This is a genomic window from Flavobacterium sp., from assembly GCF_003525665.1.
Classification (GTDB): Bacteria; Bacteroidota; Bacteroidia; order Flavobacteriales; family Flavobacteriaceae; genus Flavobacterium.
Map to the genome: position 1 here is coordinate 16840 of NZ_DQDX01000108.1, position 5062 is coordinate 21901.

A 5062-nucleotide genomic window follows, 5' to 3' on the forward strand; every position below is an offset into this window, starting at 1 on the left:
TTTATGGAGTTTTATCAAATCAGTAAATTCAAATATAGCCAATTTTATGAAATAAAAAATCCCGACAACAATCGGGACTTTACTTTACTATAATGAAATGATGGTAAAATAAAAGAATCTATTTTCCATCAACATAATCTTGTAAATACTTAAATCTTTCAGTTAACTGACCGTTTTCTGTCATTTTTGCACGTTGTAAAATTCCGTCTTTATCGTTGTTGAAAAAAGCTGGAATTACATGTTGCATAAACATTTCTCCAAAACCTTCACTAGCGTCTTTTGGCAATTCGCAAGGCAAATTATCCACAGACATTACCATAATTGAACCTGGATGTGTAAAAGGAACTTCTTTATTTTCACCTGCCAAATATCCAAAAAACGGATCGGCAATAGTCGATGCTTTGATTGTACAAGCAATTGGTCCATCAACATCACATGAAATATCAGCAACAACTTGAATTTTGTTTTTTGCAGAAACCAACATTTCACGAGTTAAAATATCGGGTGCATTGTTACCGTGAAAATGTCCGGCCATGAAAATATCGGCAACTTGCGAAAAGCGCTCGAAATCTGATGTATATTCTTGCGGATTTTTATAGAAATCGGTATTGTCTAAAACTTGTCCGTCTAATCGTTTGTTATAATCAAGAACATCAATTTGAGTATAAACTGGTTCCGAATATTTTTTTGTTAAAAAATCGTCGACTTGAACTTCTTTAATTTTCATTCCGTCAAGAATTTCTTTTGCGCCCATTCCTACTTTTCCGTGACCTGTAAGTACAATTTTAATATTAGGTAGCGTTTGCCTTCTTAATCGAACAATTAAATCGTCTTTACTTTTTAAAGTTTCTGCTTTTGGCAAATTAAACAACTCATATTTAATTCCGAAACCTCTAAAACCGTTGTAAGCACCAACAATTCCGGCATATCTTCCAAAACCAATAAGACGTTTATTTTTGGCATCTACAATCGTCTCATGATCATATAGTTCAATATTTTTCTCTAAAATCGCTTGTAATAATTTTCTATTATAGGGCTGAAATTTAATTGTATGCGAAAAGAAAAAATATTTTTTATTCGGAATTAATGCATCAACCGGGATTTCTTTTACACCAAACAACACATCACAATCAGTCATATCTGTTGCAACTTCTAAACCTAAATTAGAATATTCTTCATCAGAAAAAACTCTAATGTCAGAACTTTCAACTTTGATTTCAGCTTCTGGATGCTCTATTTTTAATCGAACTAATTCTTCTGGAGTAAAAACGACTCTTCTATCTGGTGGATTTTTTCTTTCTTTAACGATTCCGAACTTCATGATATGCTATTTTTATTGCGCTTCAAAAGTAGCATTAACGAAAACGTTTTCAAAACTTTTAACCTAAAATTAAATTTATGATTATTTGCTGAATTTCAAATAATTGCAAGAAACTGTTGATAATTTTATAATTATTATAACATTTTGTTCCATTTGTTTGATTTATTGTTTTATATATTTGTTTTCCAACCAAAATACTAATGACTCCAATTCGATTACCAAAATACTTACTTTTTACACTTACTTTTTTGCTTCTATTTAGCTGTAAAAATGATGATAAAAACACAAAATCCTCCAAAAGAAAAAGCGATTTAGAATATGCAATGCTTCCTTTAGAAGATTCATTGCCGAGACTTTCTGCAACTTATACTACTACCAAAAAAAGACAAATTGAAGGTTTTTTCGAAAACAATTTCGGAAGAGGTTTTGAAAATGTAAGTTTTCTAGTGGCTAAAAACGGCCAAATCATTTATGAAAAATACGATGGTTATGCAGATAAAGAAAATAATATTTTAAACTCGCCAGAAACTCCGCTTCATATTGCTTCTGTAACAAAAGTGCTTACTGCTGCTGCCATTTTAAAATTAATCGATGCAAAAAAAATTAGTTTAGACCAAAAGTTAACAACACTATTTGAAGGTTTTCCGTATCCAGATGTAACGATAAGAACACTTTTAAACCACAGAAGCGGCATGAAAAAATACAATTATTTTTGCGATGATAAAGCTATTTGGGGAAGAGATAAAACGTTAACGAATACCGATTTATTAAACGTAATTATCACAAAAGACATAAAATTAGAAACAAAAACCGACACTCATTTTAGTTACAACAACACCAATTATGCTTTACTAGCTTTAATAATTGAAAAAGTGACCAAAATGAAATATGCTGAGGCGATGAAGAAAATAATTTTCGAACCTTTAGACATGAAAAATACTTTTGTTTTTGACGAAAATACACCAAAGGAAAAAGCAACGCCATCGTACAAATACAACTATGTAAAATATCCTTTTGATTTTTTGGATGCGGTTTATGGCGATAAAAATATTTATTCTACACCTCGCGATTTATTAAAATTTGATTTGGCTAGAAATTCGCCCGATTTTATAAGTAAGAAATTAGCCGACCAAGTTTTTAAAGGTTACAGTTATGAAAGTCGAGGCGAGAAAAATTACGGATTAGGAATAAGAATGCGCGAATGGGAAACTGGTCAAAAGCTGTTTTATCACAACGGTTGGTGGCATGGAAATACTTCAAGTTACATCAATTTACGAAAAGAAAATACAGTAATTATTGCGCTTTCTAATAAATTTACTCGCCAAACTTTTCAGATGAAACGACTGTCGGCTTTGTTTGGAGATTATCCATTTACACTAAAAGATACCACATCTAAAGACGAATAATTATTGGCAACAAATTCTTTAAGTGATAGGTTTTTGTGCCAAAAAAAATGTATTTTTGACAATTGAAAAAACAACCCAAAGTATCCAAAATATACACCTGTGAAGTAAATCTTTGTAAGAATGCAATTTAAACACCCAGAAATTCTCTACTTCCTATTTTTATTGGTAATTCCAATTCTGGTTCATCTTTTTCAATTACGTAAATTTAAAACCGAATATTTCACGAACGTAAAATTCCTAAAGGAACTTGCTATTCAAACGCGTAAAAGTTCAAAACTTAAAAAATATTTATTGCTTGCTACACGATTATTGTTGTTGGCCTTTCTAATATTAGCTTTCGCTCAACCTTTTTTTAAAGCCAAAGACAGTAAAAATGCAACGAACGAATTGTACATCATTTTAGACAATTCTTTTAGCATGCAAGCCAAAGGTAAAAAAGGCGAATTACTGAAACGAGCTGTTCAGGATTTACTTGAAAACACTCCAGAAAATGCCAATTTTTCTTTAATAACTTGTTCAGATAATTATTGGAATACCGACATTAAATCGATTCAAAAAGAACTTCAAAATTTAAAATACAGTGCATCTCCTTTTCAATTGGATAATCTTTTAGCGAAAATTAAAGCGCACAAATCGGCATTTGACAAAGATATTGTTGTGATTACAGATGCCGTTGGATTACAACCTAATCAGCTAAAAAATAGTAAAGACGACAAGAATTTATATTTCATAATTCCCGAAGCCGAAAAAACCGATAATATTGCAATTGACAGTGTTTATGTGAATCAGGTTTTAGATAATTTTTATGAAATTGGAGTAAAACTCGATGCTTTTGGAGAAGATTTTAAGGATATTCCAATTGCACTTTACAACAATAACAAATTGACTGCTAAAACCTTAGTTAATTTTGAATCAAAAAATAAAACTATTAATTTTACTATTCCGAAAGAAGATTTTCATGGTTATGTAACCATTTCTGATAACGGATTGGAATATGACAACAACTATTATTTTAGTATTTCAAAACCCGAAAAAAGCAATGTAATAAGTATTGGTGAAGTTGAAAAAAGTAATTTTTTATCAAGAATTTATACTTCGGATGAATTTAATTATTCTAATTTTTCATTGCAAACATTAGATTATAATTTGATTGACAAACAAGATGCAATTGTTTTAAATGAGTTGAAAGAAATTCCGCAAGCGTTGCAAACAACCTTGAAATCATTTGTAGAAAAAGGCGGAAATGTAATATTAATTCCGAGTTCAGAAAGTTCGACATCAAACTTAAATAGTTTCCTTGCTAATTTTGGAGCATTCAAATTTAATGAGTTAGGAACTACTGAAAAGATGATTACCAAAATCAATTTTAGTCATCCTTTATTTAGTGGTGTTTTCGAGAAAAAAGTAGATAATTTTCAATATCCAAATACAAAAAAATCATTCGAAATAAATAATTCAGCGCCAATGGTTTTGGGTTACAGCGATCAAACGCCTTTTTTAAGTGCTATTCAAAATAGTGTTTCCTCAGTTTATGTATTTGCTGGAGAAATCAATAAAGTGAACAGTAATTTTCAGAATTCGCCAATTATTGTTCCAACGTTTTATAACATGGCTCAAAATGCTCAGAAAGCTGGAATTAACGCCACAATTATTGGAGAAAGCAAACCATTAATTATGGAAACTTTATTGAGTAAAGACGAAATTGTTAATGTAAAAAACGCAACAGAAAGCTTTATTCCTGTACAACAAATACTGAACAATAAAGTTAAACTAACGTTCAATGATAATCCGAAAGACGCCGGAAATTTTGGTGTTTTTAACAACGATAAATTAGAAGAAAACATAAGTTTTAATTACAATAGAACCGAAAGTAATTTAACGAATGCCAATCCCGATGCAGCAAGTGATTTTAAAGAAATAAGCAACGTAGATTCTTTATTTGACACTTTACAAACCAACAGAACCGACAATCAGATTTGGAAATGGTTTGTTATTTTAGCACTACTTTTTGTTGCATTGGAAGTTTTAATTCAAAAATTTGTAAAATGAAAATAATCATCAGAGAAGCCAAGATTATAGACCCAAAAAGTCCGTTTCACAACCAAGTGGTTGATGTACAAATCAACAATGGAACTATAGAAAAGATAGGTCAAAACCTTTCAAAAGCTGATGATTTTGAAGAACTAAAGCAATCCGATTTATTGATTTCTCAAGGTTGGTTTGACAGCAGCGTTTCACTTGGCGAACCAGGATTTGAAGACCGAGAAACTATAGAAAACGGATTGAATGTTGCTGCAAAAAGTGGCTTCACAGGAATTGCACTTCAACCCAATTC

At 30.9% G+C, this 5062-nt stretch carries 3 protein-coding genes and 1 pseudogene; 3 read left to right on the forward strand and 1 reads right to left on the reverse strand.

Going from position 1 to position 5062, the window contains the following annotated elements:
- Positions 1-118 precede the first annotated feature (118 nt).
- Positions 119-1321, reverse strand: coding sequence for an NAD(P)-dependent oxidoreductase (locus DIU01_RS07900; RefSeq protein ID WP_290833235.1), 1203 nt, complete (start codon positions 1319-1321; stop codon positions 119-121).
- A 200-nt stretch (positions 1322-1521) separates the two neighbouring features.
- On the opposite strand from DIU01_RS07900, the gene DIU01_RS07905 reads away from it, so the two are divergent.
- The 3 genes and pseudogenes from DIU01_RS07905 to DIU01_RS07915 form a co-directional block, all read left to right on the forward strand.
- Positions 1522-2727: a serine hydrolase gene (locus DIU01_RS07905; protein WP_290833237.1), complete on the forward strand. Its 1206-nt coding sequence runs from the start codon at positions 1522-1524 to the stop codon at positions 2725-2727.
- A 120-nt stretch (positions 2728-2847) separates the two neighbouring features.
- Positions 2848-4776, forward strand: coding sequence for a BatA and WFA domain-containing protein (locus DIU01_RS07910; RefSeq protein ID WP_290833239.1), 1929 nt, complete (start codon positions 2848-2850; stop codon positions 4774-4776).
- Positions 4773-5062: pseudogene (locus tag DIU01_RS07915) on the forward strand (dihydroorotase); the annotation flags it as partial. The gene DIU01_RS07910 and the pseudogene DIU01_RS07915, both read left to right, overlap by 4 nt.